We start from the raw sequence: 16,040 nt of genomic DNA, 5'->3' as shown, positions 1-16,040 counted from the left end.
TTTATCCATGAATTGAGGAGACGGCGTCGATGAAAATGAGCGATGGAGTCGAGCAGGCCATTCACAGCGTCGCCATGCTCTCCGGCCTCTCCGAAGGCGGCGTGCTGTCGGCCGCCGCGCTGGCGGAATTCCACGGCGTTTCGACGAGCTACCTGCTCAAACATCTGCAGGCGCTGTCGGGCGCCGGCATCCTCGATACCGTGCCCGGGCCGAAGGGCGGCTATCGGCTGGCGAAGGCGCCGGCGGAGATTTCGCTGCTCGATATTCTGCTCGCCGTCGAAGGGCCGGCGCCGGCCTTTCGCTGCGCGGAAATCCGCCAGCGCGGACCGAACCCGGTCTCCGACCGCTTCTTCGCTACGCCCTGCAACATCAGCGCGGCGATGCTGCGGGCCGAGCGGGTCTACCGGGCCGAACTCGCCAAGACCAGCATTGCCGATCTTGGCATCGAACTCGCCGCCCTCGACGACGGATCGATCGCAGCCCGAGGCTGCGCCTTCCTTGAAATCCATGAACGCAAAACGGCTCGTTGAGCCACAACACAGGAGAAAGACATGCAACCGCGTTTCAATTTCGCCAAAGCCGCTCCGGATGCCTACAAAGCCGTCGTCGCGCTCGAACAATATGTCCAGTCTTCCGGGCTGGAGCGCCGCTTCATCCATTTGATCAAGCTGCGCGCCTCTCAGATCAACGGTTGCGCCTACTGCGTCGATATGCATGTGAAGGAAGCCCGCCATGACGGACTCAGCGAACAATGGATCAACCTGATGTGCGTCTGGCGGGAATCGCCGGTCTATGATGCGCGCGAAAGGGCCCTGCTCGGCTGGGTCGACGCGGTGACTACTATCGCCAAGACAGGCGCGCCGGACGCAGATTACGAGGCGCTGAAGGCGCATTTCTCCGGGAAGGAGATGACCGAGATCACGGTGGCGATTGGTGCGATCAATATCTGGAACCGGCTTGCGGTCGGCTTCCGCTCTCAGCATCCCGTCGATCAGGTGACGAAAGCCGCGTAATCGATATTGACGAAACCGACCCGAAGATCTCGGGTCGGTCGATATCAGGTCAATCGTGATCCGCAGCGGGCCGGGCGGCAACGGCTTCAGACCCATTGTCCGAGAGGTCGATGCTGTTGAATATGTCGCGGACGACCTTGGTAATTTCCTCTGCGGAAGCGCCCTTGGCGTATTCTTCCTGCATGCGGCGTCTTACGAGTTTTTCCAAATCTGACATGATTCACCTCATCAAATCCGGCGCGACAGGAGTGTCGCGCCGGGGCTGATCTGAGGCAAGTTACGATTTATTTAGAATGGGTTACCGATTTGTAAGGTTTGAGTTTGGTCGTGGCGTGCCAAGAAAAAGACCCCTCCCCAACCCCTCCCCACAAGGGGGAGGGCTAACGTGTTGCACCAACTGAGACAAACGTCAGCCTTCTGCGGATGCAAGAGTGAAATAGAAAGCAACGAGAGCGGCATATAAGCCCCTCCCCCTTGTGGGGAGGGGTTGGGGAGGGGACTTTTCTTGAGGATGAGGCAGCGCCCCTTACAGCGCAATATAACGATCAGCGCGGTGATTGATGGCGACGAAGAGGTTGAGGACGATGGCGCCAAGGACCGAATAGAAGACGATGGGCGGCGTGGTGACGAAGAAGGCGGCGGCGAGGACGCATAGGTCGATGGCGAGCTGGACGAGGCCGGCGCGGATGCCGAAGCGCTCCTGCAGATAGATGCCGAGAATGCCGACGCCGCCGAGGCTGGCGCGGTGGCGATAGAGCGCCAGCAGGCCGAAGCCGAGCAGCAGACCGCCGAGGAGTGCGGCCCAGGCCGGGTGGATAATCGAAATCGAAAAGAAGCGTGACTGCACGTCTGATAGCACCGAGGTCAGGCCGATGGCGATAAAGGTCTTGAGGGTGAAGACCATGCCGAGGCGCTTCCAGGAGAGATAGAAGAACGGCAGGTTGAGCAGGAAGAAGGCGAGGCCGAAATTGACGCCGAAGGCATAGTGCAGCAGGAAGGCGACACCGGCGGTGCTGCCGGTGAGAAAGCCGGCACTGGCGAGCACATAGAGGCCGAGCGCGGCAATCAGGCTGCCGGAGAAGATACCCTGCACATCTTCGATCGGCGTATGGCGCGTCGCGCTGGTATTCCAGACGCCAAGGGCATTGATGCGCTGTGTCATATCTCAGTCTCCACGGCAGACGAGTTCGCGAACGCCTCGGAGGAACTCCTGACGGCGGTGACGCTTTTCTCATGTGAAATGAGCCGGCGGGTCCGGCCTGTATCGCCGCGCTGTTGGCGGATATCAATGCAATATCAGCCTTTTGCCATTGCGATCAAGCAAAATAGGTAAGCAATGCTGACCTATTAAAAAATCGCAAGAAATGTTCGCTCATGCAGCCTTGCGCGTAAGGAACAGAATGCCGGAAACCGGTTTTCCGCCATCTTTGCGAATGACCGCCTTGACGATCCTGAGGATTTCGAAGCCGTGGCGGGAAAGCAGCTGCCTCACATAGGCTTCCGAATGGGCATAACGCAGCGACGGGGCGAGATGGAAGCCGTCTCCGGCATCCTCGACGGAAAAGGCAAAATCCGCACCGGCAGCGGCGAGTTCATCGACGATTGCAAAGACGCTCTCGAGGTTGCCGAGATACATCAGCACGTCGGCTGCGGTCACGAGGTCGGCGCGGCGGCGCCCGGCATCATCGAACAGGCCGGAGCGATCGGGCGCCAGCGACAGATCGGCCTGGGCGAGGTAATCGTAGACCCGTTTCTCCGCAGCCTTGGCCAGCATGTTCTGCGACAGGTCGAAGCCTTCGAGGCGGCAGGCGAGAGCGCGGATCTCCGGACCGAGCAGGCCGGTGCCGCAGCCGAGATCGACGGCGTATTCGTAACGCCTGTCGGTGGAAGCGACGAGGGCCGCAAGCTTTTGCGGAACGCTGTAATCGAGCCGGTCGACGAGGGCGGTGTCGAATCGATCGGCATAGTCGTCGAACAGGCGCTCGACATAGCGGCTCGGCGGCCGGTCGGGGATCGCAGCGTGGCCGAGAAGGGCAAGCTTGAGGGTGGCGCCGAATATGTCCTCGGGATCGAGGATGACCGTCCGGCGATAGGCCTCGATGGCGGCTTCCCCCCTGCCCGCCTTTTCCAGATAGGCGGCGAGCCGATACCAGCCGGCGGCCCAGGCAGGCGCGAGTTCGAGCGCCTGTTCCATCAACTCGGCCGCTGCCTCCGCCTCGCCGCCTTCTTCGAGCATCCTGGCATAGTCGGCGCGGCGGTCGGCGATGACATCGCCTGAGGAAAGCTGGTGGGATTGCATGACGGACCTATCGTTTCGCTGGCATTTGGCGGCGGCCACAAAAAAACTCAAGTCCTATTTCAGAGGCGAAGCGGCCAATTCCGGAAAGGGCTTGCGGGCGTTGCGCCGCGACCTTATTCCATGGGGCAAACAGGAGATGGCGCATGTCCGATCAAGTGAACAGGTTCCTCGGCGATTCGCTCGGCCGCACATTGATTAAACTCGTCGTGGTGTCGCTGATCGTCGGATTCGTCATGACCGTGTTCGGCCTGACGCCGTGGAACATCATCTATGGATTCCGCGACTTCATCCTGGAACTCTGGCACCGGGGCTTTGCAGCGCTCGGGCGTGTCGGCGACTATCTGCTCCTCGGGGCGACGATCGTCATCCCGCTTTTCGTCATCCTTCGCCTTTTCAGCTATCGCCGGTAACATGACATCAATCGATCTTTCCAGGCGCAGCCTGCTCACCCTCTCCGGACTTGCACTCGCCGCCGGCATCGCCGGCTGCACCACGACGCCGAAAATTGCCGGCACGCCCTCGAACGGCGAGGACGAGACGACGACCGTGCTGCCGCTCGTCAACCAGTTGCGGGCGAAGAACGGCCTGCCGCCGCTTGAGGTCGATCCGGCGGCGCAGACGGCCGCCCTTTTCCAGGCCAAGCGCATGGCGAGCGCCGGCAAGATGGCGCATCTGATGGGCATGACCGACAGTTTCGGCGCCCGCGTCAAGGCGAGCGGCGTCCGGTTGCCGGCGGCCGAGAACATTGCTTCCGGCCAGCAAAGCGTCGACGCCGTGGTGACGGCCTGGATCAATTCGCCGCATCACCTGGAAAACATGCTCGGTCGTTATGACGGCCTCGGCGTCGCAGTCGCCCATAATACGTCTTCCAGAAACCTGCCCTATTGGGCCATGGTGCTTTCCAGCCGAGGCGATTCCGCCTCGATATGAGGCAGGTCATGGATACGCGCAGCAACAACATCCTCGCTTTCGACGTGACGCACCGGCTGGTGCTGTCGATCGCCGTTCCGATGACGCTCGGCTTCATGACAACGCCGCTGCTCGGGCTGACGAGCACCGCCGTCGTTGGCCATATGGGCGATGCGGAAGCACTGGCGGGGCTGGCGATCGGCGCGATGCTCTTCGATCTGATCCTCGGCAGTTTCAACTTTCTGCGCGCCTCGACGACGGGCCTGACGGCGCAGGCCTATGGACGGCGCGATCGGCACGAGCAGCAGGCTGTCTTCTGGCGAGCGCTGATATCAGCACTTGGCTGCGGGCTGGCGCTGCTCTGTCTTTCGCCGCTGCTCGAGGCGGCGGGATTGCGGCTGATGGGCGCGGAAGGGGCGATTGCCGGGGCGACCGGCACCTATTTCTCGATCCGCATGCTGGCAGCGCCTGCAGCGCTGGCGAATTACGCCATTCTCGGCTTCGTGCTCGGGCGCGGACAGGGCACCGTCGGCCTGCTGCTGCAGGCACTGATCAACGGCATCAATATCCTGCTTTCCATCTATCTCGGCCTGTCGCTCGGCTGGGGCGTGGCCGGGGTCGCCTGGGCAACCATGGCCGGCGAAACGGTCGGGGCTATCGCCGGACTCTTCATCGTGCTCAGCGGCTTTGCCAAGGCGGAGCGGCCGGTGTGGGCCGAGATCTTCTCCCGGCATCGCCTGGCGGAGCTTTTCGCCCTCAACCGAGATATTCTGATCCGCACATTCGTGCTGATCGGCGCCTTCACGATCATGACGCGGATCGGCACCGGCTTCGGGGCGGTGACACTGGCCGCCAATGCCGTCCTGATGAATTTCTTCCTGCTGTCCGGCTACTATCTCGACGGGCTTGCCAATGCCGCCGAGCAGATCACAGGCCGGGCGATCGGCGCGGGCTATCGGCCGGCCTTCGACCGCGGGTTGAAGCTGACGACCTTCTGGTCGTTCGGATTGGCGGCGCTCGTTTCCGCCTTCTTCTTCCTCGCCGGCCCTTGGCTGATCTCGGTGCTGACCGCTTCGCCGGAGGTGCGGCAGGCGGCCGAGACCTATCTGCCCTGGGCTGCCATTACCGGATTGACGGGGGCGCTCGCCTTCCTGATGGACGGCGTCTTCATCGGCGCGACATGGTCGGTCGACATGCGCAACCGCATGCTGATGTCCTTTGCCGGCTACCTGGCCATGCTCGCCGTCTTAGTGCCGCTCTTCGGCAATCACGGTTTGTGGCTTGGCATGAACGCCTTCCTGCTGTTCCGCGGCTTCTTCCTCGCCATGCTGGTCAGGCCGCGGGCCGATCAGACCTTCCGCGCCGCCCAGTAATCCAGCCTGCTGTCGCGCAGCGCGCGGATCGAGCCGGCCTTTTCGCGGTCCATCAACGCCGAAAGACCGCGGACGATATCGCCGGGCAGGCCAGGACCTTCATAAACCATGCAGGAATAGAGCTGGACGAGATCGGCGCCGGCCCTGATCTTTTCCAGCGCGGTTTCGGCCGAGGAGACGCCGCCGACGCCGATGATCGGCAGATCAGGGCCGACGCGCTTGCGCATCCGGGCAAGCACCGCCGTCGATTTTTCAAACAGCGGCACGCCGGAAAGGCCGCCCGCCTCCTTCGCCTGTCGCTGGTCCTTGAGACCGTCGCGCGACAGCGTCGTGTTGGAGACGATCAGCCCGTCAAGCGCATGTGAGAGCGCTTCCGCGGCGATATCATCCATGCCTTCCTCGGTCAGGTCAGGGGCGATCTTCAGAAAGACCGGGATCTTCCGGCCGGATTTCTGCGCCATCTCGTCACGCGCCGCCAGCACCGCCGAAAGCAGCGCTGCAAGGCTTTCGCGCGCCTGCAGGTCGCGCAGGCCAGGCGTGTTCGGCGAAGAGATGTTGGCGGTGAAATAACGCGCGACGGAATGGAAGCGGCGGATGCCGGCGACATAGTCGGCGATGCGATCGTCGCTGTCCTTGTTGGCGCCGATATTGACGCCGACGATGCCGTTGCCCTTCAGCGCGACGAGGCGCCCGAAGGCGGCCTCATGGCCTTCATTGTTGAAACCGAGGCGGTTGATGACGCCCTCATCCTCGACCAGGCGGAAAATGCGCGGGCGCGGATTGCCGGATTGCGGCTTCGGCGTCACCGTGCCGATCTCGGTAAAACCGAAGCCGAGCTTCAGCAGCGCTTCGGGCACCTCGGCATTCTTGTCGTAACCGGCCGCCATGCCGAGCGGGTTTTCGAAGGTGAGGCCGGCGACGGTCTGGCGAAGGCGCGGATCGGGAGTGATCCGGCAGGCGGGTACGAGACCCGACTTCAGCGCGGCGATCGACATGCCGTGCGCCGTTTCCGGATCGAACAGGAAGAGACCCCTGCGGGCGACGCGCTTGAAGGGATCGATCATGGCGTAAGCTCCGGGAATGTATGAACGCCGTTGTCATCGAGCGGCAGCGGCGCCTCCCAAAGCACGGCGGCCAGCGGCAGATCGGCATAAAGATGCGGGAAGAGATCGCCGCCGCGAGAGGGTTCGAAGATCAGCTTGTCACCGAAACCGCTGCCGTCGACGGCGACCAGCATCAGGCCGGGCTGGCCGGAAAAATGCAGAGCCGCGGTCTGCTTCACCTGGTCGGCCGTCGAGAAATGGATGAAGCCATCCTTGAGATCGATGCCGGCGCCATGAAAAACACCGCTTTGTCTGGCTTGCTGCCAGAGGGTCTCCGTCACGATCTTGTAAAGGGTCGGTGTCACGGTCATCATGGCCTCGCGATTGCTGGTCCTTGGGTCATGAGCGCTTTGCCGGAAAGAGGCGGCGATGTCCACGCCCCGGCACTTAAAAAGCACGGCCAGCCAGGCAAAATCCGGAGGATGAGACGATGAAGATTTTGGTTCTCGCACTTGGCGCTGTTCTCCTGCCGCTGGCGGCCGCGGCGGCCGAGGCCGATGCGGGCCGGTTCCAGCTGGAGAAGAGCGGCGACCATTTCGTCCGGCTCGACCGCCAGACCGGCGCCATGTCGATCTGCCAGGACAAGGACGGCGCCCTTGTCTGCCGTATGGCGGCCGATGAGCGGGCGGCCTATGAGGATGAGCTCGACCGGCTTTCAGAGCGGGTGACCAAGCTGGAACAGGCCGGCTTGATCCAGCGGGCGCTTCCAAGCGACGCCGAGATCGACCGCTCGATCAGCATCATGGAGCGGATGATGAAGAGTTTCATGGGGATGGTGAAGGAGTTCCAGGCTGAGGAAAAAACCAATTCTCTTCCGCAGAAGACATGATCTGATATAGTCATTTCAGAAAACATGCATGCAACGCCGAGGGGACGGCCAGCATGCGGCGTGATCGGACTCTTGGGAGGGAGTTTTCGATGCAGGAACAGACCATCATCATTGCGGATGACCATCCGCTGTTTCGCGATGCGTTGCGCCAGGCGGTCATCGGCATGGAAGGCCGCCAGTCGATTATCGAAGCCGGCGATTTCGCGGCCGCGCGGACCGCAGCCGGCGCCCATCCGGACGCCGATCTGATGCTGCTCGACCTCGCCATGCCCGGCGTCAGCGGCTTTTCCGGCCTAATGGCGTTGCGCGCCGAATTCGCCAGCCTGCCGATCATCATCGTTTCGGCGAGCGACGACGCCACGACGATCCGCCGGGCGCTGGAACTCGGCGCCTCCGGCTTCATCTCGAAATCCTCGGGCATCGAAGACATCCGTCGCAGCATCCAGACGGTGCTTGCCGGCGATATCGCCACGCCGGAAAGCTATCGCGACGGCCAGGAGCAGGATCCCGACGTCGCCGATCTGATCCATCGTCTGCACACGCTGACGCCGCAGCAGAGCCGGGTGCTGACCATGCTGGCCGAAGGCCTGTTGAACAAGCAGATCGCCTATGAACTCGGCGTCTCCGAAGCGACGATCAAGGCGCATGTCTCGGCGATCCTGCTGAAGCTCGATGTCGACAGCCGCACGCAGGCGGTCATCCAACTCGGCAAGATCAACATGGCGATGGTGGCCTGAGGGCCGCCAAAACTGCCGATAGCAGGATTTTATTCCTCCTTTACCTTTACGGGCGCCGCACGGTCGGTTACTATTCCGTCCGGCTACAGCATCGGCCCGAAAATCGATGATTTTCGGGCCGATGTGTAGATTTAAAGAGTTAGAGCGCCCTTTGTGCGTGCGAACGAACGCACGGCGCTCTGGAGTGGTTCAGCTTTTCATGGAAGCGCAGAGCCGCTCTAACCTTTTGGATTTACGCAATTCCGGACGGAAAACCGCTTCGCACTTTTCCTGGAATTGTTCTAAAGCGCGGCCTGAGACAGGCTGCACGGAATCGGGCGCGTATGCTGTCACACAAGCAGATCTGGGAGGCGATCGACAGGCTTGCCGAACGGCACGAGCTGACGCCATCCGGTCTTGCGCGCCGCGCCGGACTCGACCCCACCTCATTCAACAAGTCGAAACGGCTCTCCGCCGATGGGCGGCTACGCTGGCCGTCGACGGAATCGATCGCCAAGGTGCTCGATGCGACAGGGGCGAGCATGGAGCAGTTTCTCGCCTTCATGCAGCCGGCTGACGATTCTTCCGGAGAACGGCTCGGCGAGCGTACCAGCCCCCGGCCAGGCAGCGCCATTCCTCTGCTCGGCTTCGCCCAGGCCGGCGCCGGCGGCTTCTTCGACGATAGCGGCTTTCCGGCCGGTCATGGCTGGGACGTGGTGGAGTTTCCGACCAACCCGTCGCAACGATCCGGCGTCTATGCGCTGGAGGTGCAGGGCGAGAGCATGATGCCGCTTTATCGCGACGGCGATGTGCTGATCGTCGAGCCCGGGGCGCAGGTGCGCCGCAATGACCGCGTCGTCGTGCGCACATGCGCGGGCGAGGTGATGGCCAAGGTACTGCTGCGCCGGAGCCCGCGGTCGATCGAGCTGATGTCGCTCAATCCCGAACATCCCAACCGCACGCTCGATCTTGCCGATGTCGATTGGATCGCCCGCATCATCTGGGCCAGCCAGTAGGAAGATATTCCATGCGCCCTGCCGCCGTCTTTACAGGTATCACGGGGATGGCGGCGGTGGTCGGCCTTCTGATGGCAGGCGAAGCGAGACTTCGCGGCGGCACCGCAGGGGAAGAAACCGTAACCGCAGAGGAGACGGCGGCAGCTGCGCCGAATGTTGCCTCCGAGACCGCCGAACCGGCGGCGACGATATCCGACGAACGCGCCGAAATAATCGCCCGCTCGGTGGAACCGGCGGTCCCGCCCCCAGCGGCGGCGCCTGGTGGCAGGGCGCCCAAACCCGCCACTATCCCGCAAGCGGCGCCGGCATCCAGCCAAGCTGCAGGTCCTGCCGAGAAAAAGGCGATGGAGCTGTCGCGGCCGCTGGTCGAGAACGCCGGCAGTCTTTCCTTCGGCGAGCGCAGGCTCCAGCTTGCCGGCATCGTCCCCACGCCGGCCGACAGGATATGCGGGCCGGCAGGCCGGCAATGGCCCTGCGGCATGCTGGCGAAGACGGCGCTGCGCCAGCTCTTGCGCAACCGCAGCATCACCTGCGATCTCGACACGGCTGAATGGCAGGGAACGGCGATCGCCTCCTGCCGGCTCGGCACGCAGGATCTCGGCGCATGGCTTGCCGAGAACGGCTGGGCGGAAGCAGAGGCTGGTTCGCTGCTTGCAGCCGTCGCCGAGAAGGCGAAGCAGGCGCAGAAAGGCATTTACGGCGGCGATCCGCGCCGCAAATGACGGGCCGCCCGCCGGAGCGAGATGCTGCCGATCTCTTGTAAAGGCCGCCGCCAATTCCTAATCTGGGCTGATCAAAAAGGAATCAGAGATGAACAAGCCGCTTTCCGCCCATGATGCGCTGATCTACGTGATGGTGATGGCGTCGGCCGTCGACAGCACCATGAACGACAAGGAGATGGAGAGGATCGGTCAGCTGATCGGCTTCCTGCCGGTTTTCAGGGATTTCGATGACGACAAACTGATTCCGATCGCGCGCGACTGCGCCGCGCTGCTGGCTGGGCCAGAGGGCCTCGACGTCGTTCTCGAAACCGTACGCGATACCCTGCCGGCAAAACTCTACGACACGGCCTATGCGCTTGCGGTCGAAGTGGCCTCCGCCGATCTCTCGGTCAAGGCGGAGGAGCTGCGGCTGCTCAGCCTGCTGCGCGACCGGCTCAGCCTCGACAAGCTCACCTGCGCGGCGATCGAACGCAGCGCGATCGCCCGCTTCCGCAAGGGCTGATGTTTTGTTTATGCATGTCGTTATTCCAAAACCGCTGCACACTTTTGGGGCGACATGCATTTCAATAGAGCCCGTAGGGAAAGTAGCGCAGATAGATTTCCTGAAGACGGCCGTTGCGCGACAGCGTCGCAAGCGCATGGTCGATGGCCGAGGTCAGCACACTGTCGTTCTGCCGCAGCATGATCGTCATGCCCTCGCCGAGGAACTGTTCCGATAGGTAGGGGCCGTCGAACAGCGCGCAGCATTTGTCGGAGGCCGGCGAAGAAACCCAGAAAGAAAGCTGCAGCGCATCGGCGAAGGCGGCATCGATCTTTCGCTCCTTGAGCGCTGCAAGCAGGGCCTCCTTCGTGTCGAAAGCCTGCGCTTTCAGTGCCGGGAAAAAGGCTGCCAGCATCGCCTCGTGCACCGTGCCTTTGACGACGCCGAGCGGATGGTTCGAGAGCGCGGCGGCGGTCTTTCCATCGAGCGGAGCGCCAAGATTGCGCACGAAGCGCGCCGGCAGCATCAGATATGGTCGGGAGAAGAGAAATTGCCGGCGTAGCTCCGGGGTCACCGCAAGGCCGGCGATGACGGCATCGCCCTGCGAGGCGGCGAGCGCATCCTTGAGATCGGCGAAAGGGATCGCCTGGATCTGGCACTTGTCCGAAATCTCCAGCTCGCTACAGATTTCGCGGGCGAGATCGACGTTGAAACCGGAAAGCTTGCCGTTCTGATCGGTGAAATTAAACGGCGGGAAATCAACCGACGTCAGAAAGCGCAGACGGACCAGCGAGGAGAGATCCGGTCTGGCGAGACGCTCGCGGGCATCGAAGAGCAACGGCAGCGAGGGGGCAGCTTGCTGGGCGAATGCCGCAAAGCTCGAAAACAGCGCTGCCAGAAACAGGCCGACCGCTAGAAAAACCCTGAGAGTCGGAGATGCCTGCCGGGATTCAATCATGGTGATCCATTTTCGGGGTTGGGATCGCCGAGATGTAACAGAGTCATGCCCGGCGGGGAATATCCATGGAGTGAAGTAGCGGATGAGGCTGACGAACTCATCGGCTGCGGCATCCTCCAAAGCTTCTCACTGGCCGCGGCATCCCCTCACGCCCTTGTCCTGAGGCACGAGTTCAAAACCCAGGGATGACACGCATCCCCGTCGCGCAACCCCACTATACAGCAACGGCAACGTACAAGGATGAGGCTCTCTTGGGGGTTGGCGCAAACCTCCTGCTCCCCTCAAAATTAAGGCCAGGACGGCGCCTGCGCGTTAGCGCGGAATTAAAGAATATCACCTCTATTTGTCGCGACGATACGGACCCCGCCAGCCGATTGCATGATGCATGCGTCAACTCCCTTTCCGGCGCCGCGACAATCAGGCAGCGCTCCTGTCAAATCCAATTTCCAAACACCGGACGCCCGGCGCGGCCGGCCAGATCGGGTGACCCATGTTGAAGCATCTGAAAATCCGCACCAAAATCATATCGGTCGTGGCGCTGCTCGGGCTGATCGCGATGGCGGGGCTGGTCTATGTCGTCTCCGAATTCCGCCAGGCGGACGCCGCCTATAGCGCCTTTATCGATCATGAGGCGCAGGCTTCGATGCTGAGCGCGCGCGCCAGCGCATCGGTGGTAGCCTCGGTGCTGCAGGTCACCCTGCTGGCCGACATGAAACCCGATACGCCGGCCTTCCAGACGGCGCTTGCCACCCCGAGCAAGCTGCCGCAGGCCCGCGACCGGATGAAACAGGCGCTCGCACTGGTTCCGAGCCGCAAGGCGGCAATCGACGAAATCCAGGCCGGCATCGATGAAATCGAAGCTCTGGCGAACAAGATCATCGAACAGAGCAAGACCAAGGACAGCGCCGGCGCGCTCGCGAACGTCGCGCTGATCAATGCCAAGCTCGATGCGCTGACGCCGAAGATGATCGCCAACAATGATGCGATGATGGCATTGCTCAACGACGGCGGCGACGGGCTTTCGACGTCCGTCAATGGCCGGATCACCTTCTGTCTCGTCCTGATCGGCATCGCTGTCCTCACCGCGATCGGCTTCGCCGTCACCGTGGCGCAGAAAGGCATTGCCGGCCCAATGACGAAGCTCAGCCTGCGCATGACGCGGCTTGCCGAGGGCGACACCGATAGGGATATCAGCGGTCTCGATCGCCGCGACGAAGTCGGCCAGATGGCAAAGGCGGTTTCGATCTTCCGCGACAACGCGATCGAGCGTCGCCAGATCGAGGCGCGCGCCGAGGCCGACCGCAGCGTCAGCGACGGCGAGCGCCGCGAACGCGAGGCGCAGAAAGCCCGCGAGGCAGCCGAGCTCGAACGCGCCGTCGCAGCCCTTGGCGACGGCCTGCGCCGCCTTGCTGCCGGCGATCTCGCCTCTCATATCGACGAGCCCTTCGTCGCCCATCTCGATGCGCTGCGCCAGGATTTCAACCACTCGGTCGAGAAGCTCAACGAAACCATGCAGGCGGTCGGGGCCAATGCCCGGGCGATCGGCGCCGGCGCCAACGAGATTCGTTCCTCCGCCGACGAGCTTTCCCGGCGAACCGAACAGCAGTCGGCCTCGGTCGAAGAAACCGCCGCAGCGCTGGAAGAGATCACCACGACGGTACACGACGCCGCCAAGCGCGCCGAAGAGGCGAGCCAGCTCGTCACCCGCACGCGCCTCGGTGCCGAAAGATCCGGCGACATCGTCCGCAAGGCCGTCTCCGCCATGCAGGAGATCGAAAAGTCGTCGGGCGAAATTTCCAACATCATCGGCGTCATCGACGACATCGCCTTCCAGACCAACCTTTTGGCGCTGAATGCCGGCGTCGAGGCGGCACGCGCCGGCGAAGCCGGCAAAGGCTTTGCGGTCGTCGCCCAGGAAGTGCGCGAGCTGGCGCAGCGCTCAGCCAAGGCGGCAAAGGAAATCAAGGACCTGATCACCAATTCCGGCACGCATGTGCAAACCGGCGTCTCGCTGGTCGGCGAGACCGGCAAGGCGCTCGATGCGATCGTCACCGAAGTGCAGGAAATCAACCAGCACGTCCACGCGATTGCCGAAGCCTCGCGCGAACAGTCGATCGGGCTGCAGGAGATCAACACCGCCGTCAACACCATGGATCAGGGCACGCAGCAGAATGCGGCGATGGTCGAGCAGTCGACCGCCGCCAGCCATAGCCTCGCCACGGAGGCGACGGCACTCAACAATCTGCTCGGCCAGTTCCGGCTGACCGGTACCGGCAGCTTCGCCGCCGCCGCCCCGATCGCTTCCACCCGGCCGCCGGCAGCAGCCCCCCGTGCCGCCGCGCGCCCGCTGGCCAAGTCCCCCGCGATCCGCGTCGCCGGGGAAGGCACGGCCCGCCCGACCGCCTCACCGGCCCGCGCCCTCGGCCAGACGCTCGCCAACGCCTTCGGCGGCGGCAGCACGCCCTCAAAGAGCCAGGAGGCGGACTGGACGGAGTTCTGAGCAACAGACCTCGGCACAAGGCACGAGAAGACGCGCCCTGCGAGGGGCGAGGAACAGAGAGGTTGCCGTAAATTCTCTTCTCCCCGAGGGGAGAAGAGGGAATCGAGAGGTCGCGGCATGTCCCTCTTAGCCGCGTTTACCGGCTCCGGCCCACTCTAACCCGGCCGCCAACCCACCTCGACGAGGATATTCCCCGGCGCCGTGCAATAGAACAGCCAGCCGCCGCGCATGGCGGCCGGCGGACCGGAGAGCACGGCACCAGCGGCAACAAGTCCGGCATGGACAGTATCGACATCACCCCTTTCCGGCAGAATGAAGCCGATATGATAGGTCTGGCGGCCTATCTCCACCTGGTCGGCGGTGCCGAACTTGGGGATGGCGTGGCTGAAGACGATTTCGAGGCCAGTGTCGTCATTGAGGATCGCCAGGCCGTTGTTGCCGCGCATATCTTTGAGCTTCAGGCCGAAATGACGGATGAAGAAATCCGCCGTCTCAGCAATATCGGCTACGTGAAAATCGAGATGGTTCAGGCGCATTGACAGTCTCCGTTCAAACAAATCCCGGGACTGCCGTTTGCCGTCTCCGCATGCCGCCGGGATCCCGCATCTGCATGCGGATCACGTCGCGGGTTCTCGTGCCCTGGGGCACGGAGCAGAGCTTCGTCAGAGCGCTTTGACGCCCAGACGGAAGGGATCGGGCTTACCTCAACCGATCCTGCCTTTTTCGACGATGCCGATCTAGCAGACTGCGCCGGTTTCGGCAATGGAAGGCTGAAGCGATCACGGCGCTCCCGGCGATGCTTCGCGAAGGCGTGAAGGCGGAGATGGCGTTTGATCTGGCAAGCAAGATGCAATCAGGAGTAAGATCGTCGCTTCGGCGCATCGGAAGGGATGGACATGAAACCCGCACTCCTCGGCCTCATCGGCACCTTGGTTCTTGCCGGGTGCAACAGCATTTCCTACTATGGCGGACCGGGCCTCGAACCGATCCCGGGCAGCATCACCTATAACGGCCAGCCGCGCAGCAAGCTCACCAAATCACCACCCGGCTCCAGCTTCCCACATGATTTCACCGACCAGTATGGCCGGCAGGTGGAGGAAACCTACATCATCCAGCCGGACCGAAGCCTGATCATCGCGCATCGGCAATACAAGCCGATCCGGTTCTACGGGGATTAGGCTTCGCTTGATGGTATGACGTCGTCGGCTCACCAGTGCTCGATGCTGTTGAAACCGACGGCGTTGTAAAATTTAGAATGAAACTCAGGACGCGCTTCGCTTTCCGAAACCGAATGTCTTACGCAGGCTGCGATCGACAGCGCTTGCCGGCATAAACCTGCGCAACCGGCTTAAAAGCGTCGCCTGACCACCGGCTGGTTGACGCATTCGATACGGACCATCGATCGCAGCTAAGATTTTATCTGCTACTGCCCGCGGCGACGGCGCGGTCCTGATCTGGGCCTGTACAGCTTTGATGGTCGCGTCAGCCTGCGTCGCGTAGACTCCCAGGGGAATCTCCGTTTGTGCTGCGTTCACATCGAGTTTCGTGTTCGTGAAGGTAGGTTCAAGGAGCACCACGCGCACGTTGAACTCACGGATCTCATGGTCGAGAGACTCGGACAGTCCTTCCAGCGCATGCTTACTGCTCGCATAGACTCCCATAAATGGCGCAGGCAGGAAGCCAAGGACTGAGCTGACATTGATGATCAGCCCGCTCCGCGCGGCTCGCATGGAGGGCAAGACGGCGCGGATCATGCGCAAAGGGCCGAACACATTCGTATCGAACACCGTATGCGCTTCGGAAATCGACGTGTTTTCGACGGGCCCGACCAATGAAACGCCGGCGTTGTTGATCAGGATGTCGATCTTGCCTGCCTCGGACAAAACCCATTCGACGAAGTTCGAGACCGAGGCATCATCGGTGACGTCGACAGTGCCGAAGCGCACGCCGGCGATCGGATTAGCGCGCTTCGGGTCGCGCGCACCCCCAAAGACCTGGAACCCGTTTTGTGCAAGAAGGCGCGCCGAAGCTTCGCCTATTCCAGAGGACGCTCCGGTAATCACTACAACCTTATCTTTAGACATGCATGCTCCTTGATTGGCGCGGGTCATCAATTATGGG

20 protein-coding genes are annotated in these 16,040 nt (G+C 62.5%); 12 read left to right on the top strand and 8 right to left on the bottom strand.

Annotation, left to right across the window (positions count from 1 at the left end; genetic code table 11):
- The first annotated feature begins 29 nt into the window (after nt 1-29).
- Both Tal182_RS02935 and Tal182_RS02930 read left to right on the top strand, forming a co-directional pair.
- Nucleotides 30-530 carry an Rrf2 family transcriptional regulator gene (locus tag Tal182_RS02935; protein ID WP_064809538.1) on the top strand — a complete coding sequence of 167 codons (501 nt, stop codon included), beginning with the start codon at nt 30-32 and terminating at the stop codon, nt 528-530.
- A 21-nt stretch (nt 531-551) separates the two neighbouring features.
- Nucleotides 552-1,013, top strand: coding sequence for a carboxymuconolactone decarboxylase family protein (locus Tal182_RS02930; RefSeq protein WP_085858013.1), 462 nt, complete (start codon nt 552-554; stop codon nt 1,011-1,013).
- A gap of 49 nt (nt 1,014-1,062) precedes the next feature.
- On the opposite strand, the gene Tal182_RS32080 is transcribed toward Tal182_RS02930, so the two are convergent.
- The 3 genes from Tal182_RS32080 to Tal182_RS02920 all read right to left on the bottom strand — a co-directional run bounded on the left by Tal182_RS32080 (nt 1,063) and on the right by Tal182_RS02920 (nt 3,312).
- On the bottom strand, nt 1,063-1,230 hold the full coding sequence (locus Tal182_RS32080; protein ID WP_164517741.1) for a hypothetical protein: 168 nt from the start codon (nt 1,228-1,230) through the stop codon (nt 1,063-1,065).
- Nucleotides 1,231-1,539: 309 nt separating this feature from the next.
- Entirely contained in the window at nt 1,540-2,175 is a 636-nt protein-coding gene (locus Tal182_RS02925; RefSeq protein ID WP_064809537.1) for a YitT family protein, read from the bottom strand.
- Between the two features lie 210 nt (nt 2,176-2,385).
- On the bottom strand, nt 2,386-3,312 hold the full coding sequence (locus Tal182_RS02920) for a methyltransferase (protein WP_085860788.1): 927 nt from the start codon (nt 3,310-3,312) through the stop codon (nt 2,386-2,388).
- Between the two features lie 143 nt (nt 3,313-3,455).
- Here Tal182_RS02920 and Tal182_RS02915 point away from each other — a divergent pair, with 143 nt between their 5' ends.
- From Tal182_RS02915 to Tal182_RS02905, 3 genes are read left to right on the top strand one after another with little or no spacing between them, the layout of a single operon-like run.
- On the top strand, nt 3,456-3,722 hold the full coding sequence (locus tag Tal182_RS02915) for a DUF6460 domain-containing protein (RefSeq protein WP_064800579.1): 267 nt from the start codon (nt 3,456-3,458) through the stop codon (nt 3,720-3,722).
- A gap of 1 nt (nt 3,723) precedes the next feature.
- Nucleotides 3,724-4,242, top strand: a complete 519-nt coding sequence (locus tag Tal182_RS02910; RefSeq protein WP_085858012.1) for a CAP domain-containing protein — start codon at nt 3,724-3,726, stop codon at nt 4,240-4,242.
- 8 nt (nt 4,243-4,250) lie between these two features.
- A complete protein-coding gene (locus Tal182_RS02905) occupies nt 4,251-5,594 on the top strand; it encodes an MATE family efflux transporter (protein WP_085858011.1) in 1,344 nt (447 codons plus the stop codon).
- Here Tal182_RS02905 and Tal182_RS02900 read toward each other — a convergent pair.
- On the bottom strand, nt 5,570-6,658 hold the full coding sequence (locus Tal182_RS02900) for a quinone-dependent dihydroorotate dehydrogenase (protein WP_085858010.1): 1,089 nt from the start codon (nt 6,656-6,658) through the stop codon (nt 5,570-5,572). The two genes, Tal182_RS02905 and Tal182_RS02900, sit on opposite strands and share 25 nt — an antisense overlap.
- Nucleotides 6,655-7,008, bottom strand: coding sequence for a DUF952 domain-containing protein (locus Tal182_RS02895; RefSeq protein ID WP_064811625.1), 354 nt, complete (start codon nt 7,006-7,008; stop codon nt 6,655-6,657). The genes Tal182_RS02900 and Tal182_RS02895 overlap by 4 nt, the downstream gene beginning before the upstream one ends.
- A gap of 119 nt (nt 7,009-7,127) precedes the next feature.
- Here Tal182_RS02895 and Tal182_RS02890 point away from each other — a divergent pair, with 119 nt between their 5' ends.
- From Tal182_RS02890 to Tal182_RS02870, 5 genes are all read left to right on the top strand, one after another.
- Nucleotides 7,128-7,526 (top strand): hypothetical protein, encoded by a 399-nt coding sequence (locus Tal182_RS02890; protein ID WP_085858009.1) that lies wholly within the window; start codon nt 7,128-7,130, stop codon nt 7,524-7,526.
- An 89-nt stretch (nt 7,527-7,615) separates the two neighbouring features.
- A complete protein-coding gene (locus Tal182_RS02885) occupies nt 7,616-8,263 on the top strand; it encodes a response regulator transcription factor (RefSeq protein ID WP_064800575.1) in 648 nt (215 codons plus the stop codon).
- 323 nt (nt 8,264-8,586) lie between these two features.
- Complete coding sequence (locus Tal182_RS02880) at nt 8,587-9,258, top strand: helix-turn-helix transcriptional regulator (RefSeq protein ID WP_085858008.1); 672 nt, start codon at nt 8,587-8,589, stop codon at nt 9,256-9,258.
- Between the two features lie 11 nt (nt 9,259-9,269).
- Nucleotides 9,270-9,980, top strand: a complete 711-nt coding sequence (locus Tal182_RS02875; protein WP_085858007.1) for a thermonuclease family protein — start codon at nt 9,270-9,272, stop codon at nt 9,978-9,980.
- A gap of 88 nt (nt 9,981-10,068) precedes the next feature.
- Entirely contained in the window at nt 10,069-10,482 is a 414-nt protein-coding gene (locus tag Tal182_RS02870; protein ID WP_064800572.1) for a tellurite resistance TerB family protein, read from the top strand.
- A gap of 61 nt (nt 10,483-10,543) precedes the next feature.
- Here the strand turns inward: Tal182_RS02870 and Tal182_RS02865 are convergent, their stop codons facing one another.
- Nucleotides 10,544-11,419 (bottom strand): transporter substrate-binding domain-containing protein, encoded by an 876-nt coding sequence (locus Tal182_RS02865; protein ID WP_085858006.1) that lies wholly within the window; start codon nt 11,417-11,419, stop codon nt 10,544-10,546.
- A gap of 490 nt (nt 11,420-11,909) precedes the next feature.
- Here Tal182_RS02865 and Tal182_RS02860 point away from each other — a divergent pair, with 490 nt between their 5' ends.
- The gene (locus tag Tal182_RS02860; RefSeq protein ID WP_085858005.1) at nt 11,910-13,919 is read left to right on the top strand and encodes a methyl-accepting chemotaxis protein; all 2,010 of its coding nucleotides are present in this window, start codon (nt 11,910-11,912) and stop codon (nt 13,917-13,919) included.
- A 155-nt stretch (nt 13,920-14,074) separates the two neighbouring features.
- Here the strand turns inward: Tal182_RS02860 and Tal182_RS02855 are convergent, their stop codons facing one another.
- Entirely contained in the window at nt 14,075-14,455 is a 381-nt protein-coding gene (locus Tal182_RS02855) for a VOC family protein (protein WP_085858004.1), read from the bottom strand.
- A 360-nt stretch (nt 14,456-14,815) separates the two neighbouring features.
- On the opposite strand from Tal182_RS02855, the gene Tal182_RS02850 reads away from it, so the two are divergent.
- The gene (locus tag Tal182_RS02850) at nt 14,816-15,097 is read left to right on the top strand and encodes a hypothetical protein (protein ID WP_085860787.1); all 282 of its coding nucleotides are present in this window, start codon (nt 14,816-14,818) and stop codon (nt 15,095-15,097) included.
- Nucleotides 15,098-15,181: 84 nt separating this feature from the next.
- Here the strand turns inward: Tal182_RS02850 and Tal182_RS02845 are convergent, their stop codons facing one another.
- Nucleotides 15,182-16,003 (bottom strand): oxidoreductase, encoded by an 822-nt coding sequence (locus Tal182_RS02845; protein WP_085858003.1) that lies wholly within the window; start codon nt 16,001-16,003, stop codon nt 15,182-15,184.
- Nucleotides 16,004-16,040 lie beyond the last annotated feature (37 nt).

Source organism: Rhizobium sp. TAL182 (genome assembly GCF_002117725.1).
Lineage (GTDB): Bacteria > Pseudomonadota > Alphaproteobacteria > Rhizobiales > Rhizobiaceae > Rhizobium > Rhizobium esperanzae.
This window is presented reverse-complemented; position numbering and strand designations above follow the sequence as displayed.

What these genes read in the sequence shown, in the direction of transcription:
- Tal182_RS02900 (WP_085858010.1), bottom strand. Translation starts at nt 6,658, where the DNA reads ATGATCGATCCCTTCAAGCGCGTCGCCCGCAGGGGTCTCTTCCTGTTC.
- Tal182_RS02885 (WP_064800575.1), top strand. Translation starts at nt 7,616, where the DNA reads ATGCAGGAACAGACCATCATCATTGCGGATGACCATCCGCTGTTTCGC.
- Tal182_RS02930 (WP_085858013.1), top strand. Translation starts at nt 552, where the DNA reads ATGCAACCGCGTTTCAATTTCGCCAAAGCCGCTCCGGATGCCTACAAA.
- Tal182_RS02890 (WP_085858009.1), top strand. Translation starts at nt 7,128, where the DNA reads ATGAAGATTTTGGTTCTCGCACTTGGCGCTGTTCTCCTGCCGCTGGCG.
- Tal182_RS02895 (WP_064811625.1), bottom strand. Translation starts at nt 7,008, where the DNA reads ATGACCGTGACACCGACCCTTTACAAGATCGTGACGGAGACCCTCTGG.
- Tal182_RS02910 (WP_085858012.1), top strand. Translation starts at nt 3,724, where the DNA reads ATGACATCAATCGATCTTTCCAGGCGCAGCCTGCTCACCCTCTCCGGA.
- Tal182_RS02860 (WP_085858005.1), top strand. Translation starts at nt 11,910, where the DNA reads ATGTTGAAGCATCTGAAAATCCGCACCAAAATCATATCGGTCGTGGCG.
- Tal182_RS02855 (WP_085858004.1), bottom strand. Translation starts at nt 14,455, where the DNA reads ATGCGCCTGAACCATCTCGATTTTCACGTAGCCGATATTGCTGAGACG.
- Tal182_RS02925 (WP_064809537.1), bottom strand. Translation starts at nt 2,175, where the DNA reads ATGACACAGCGCATCAATGCCCTTGGCGTCTGGAATACCAGCGCGACG.
- Tal182_RS02915 (WP_064800579.1), top strand. Translation starts at nt 3,456, where the DNA reads ATGTCCGATCAAGTGAACAGGTTCCTCGGCGATTCGCTCGGCCGCACA.
- Tal182_RS02870 (WP_064800572.1), top strand. Translation starts at nt 10,069, where the DNA reads ATGAACAAGCCGCTTTCCGCCCATGATGCGCTGATCTACGTGATGGTG.
- Tal182_RS02865 (WP_085858006.1), bottom strand. Translation starts at nt 11,419, where the DNA reads ATGATTGAATCCCGGCAGGCATCTCCGACTCTCAGGGTTTTTCTAGCG.
- Tal182_RS02935 (WP_064809538.1), top strand. Translation starts at nt 30, where the DNA reads ATGAAAATGAGCGATGGAGTCGAGCAGGCCATTCACAGCGTCGCCATG.
- Tal182_RS02875 (WP_085858007.1), top strand. Translation starts at nt 9,270, where the DNA reads ATGCGCCCTGCCGCCGTCTTTACAGGTATCACGGGGATGGCGGCGGTG.
- Tal182_RS02880 (WP_085858008.1), top strand. Translation starts at nt 8,587, where the DNA reads ATGCTGTCACACAAGCAGATCTGGGAGGCGATCGACAGGCTTGCCGAA.
- Tal182_RS02845 (WP_085858003.1), bottom strand. Translation starts at nt 16,003, where the DNA reads ATGTCTAAAGATAAGGTTGTAGTGATTACCGGAGCGTCCTCTGGAATA.
- Tal182_RS02905 (WP_085858011.1), top strand. Translation starts at nt 4,251, where the DNA reads ATGGATACGCGCAGCAACAACATCCTCGCTTTCGACGTGACGCACCGG.
- Tal182_RS02920 (WP_085860788.1), bottom strand. Translation starts at nt 3,312, where the DNA reads ATGCAATCCCACCAGCTTTCCTCAGGCGATGTCATCGCCGACCGCCGC.
- Tal182_RS02850 (WP_085860787.1), top strand. Translation starts at nt 14,816, where the DNA reads ATGAAACCCGCACTCCTCGGCCTCATCGGCACCTTGGTTCTTGCCGGG.
- Tal182_RS32080 (WP_164517741.1), bottom strand. Translation starts at nt 1,230, where the DNA reads ATGTCAGATTTGGAAAAACTCGTAAGACGCCGCATGCAGGAAGAATAC.